This window comes from Pseudomonas sp. EL_65y_Pfl1_R83 (assembly GCF_963970695.1).
Lineage (GTDB): Bacteria > Pseudomonadota > Gammaproteobacteria > Pseudomonadales > Pseudomonadaceae > Aquipseudomonas > Aquipseudomonas tritici.
The window spans coordinates 1-440 of sequence record NZ_CAXAQI010000467.1; the positions used below are offsets into that span (position 1 = coordinate 1).

Sequence of the window (440 nt, forward strand, 5' to 3'; positions counted from 1 at the left end):
CGCTCCAGAACGAGTCGAGCAGGAGCAGCGGGCGCTGCTCCTGCCCTTGGTGGTGGAGGGTTACGGTCATCGACATCGCACCGTCATGCCCGGCTCGGGACGATCCTCGCAAGCGGCGTGGTGGCTTGCGTATTCGTATGCACCCTTGTGCGCTACCGGGCTTGTCGGCAGTCAGGCACGACAGACTGCGGGGAGCCGCAGCAGGGGAGGTGGGCTTGAACGAGAAACCGGTGCAGCGCTTCGGCGGGTTGTGGAATATCAGCTTCGGCTTCTTCGGCATCCAGATCGGCTTTGCGCTGCAAAACGCGAATATGAGCCGGATTTTCCAGACGCTTGGCGGATCGCTGGATGATCTGTCCTATCTGTGGATCGCGGCCCCGCTCACCGGGCTGCTGGTGCAGCCGATCATCGGTCATTACAGCGACCGCACCTGGACGCGT

1 protein-coding gene is annotated in these 440 nt (G+C 63.0%); it reads left to right on the forward strand.

Annotated features, from left to right (window positions below; genetic code table 11):
* Positions 1 to 215: 215 nt before the first annotated feature.
* Positions 216 to 440 (forward strand): hypothetical protein (locus AACY08_RS29860; RefSeq protein WP_339472690.1); only part of this gene is annotated, 225 nt, incomplete at its 3' end.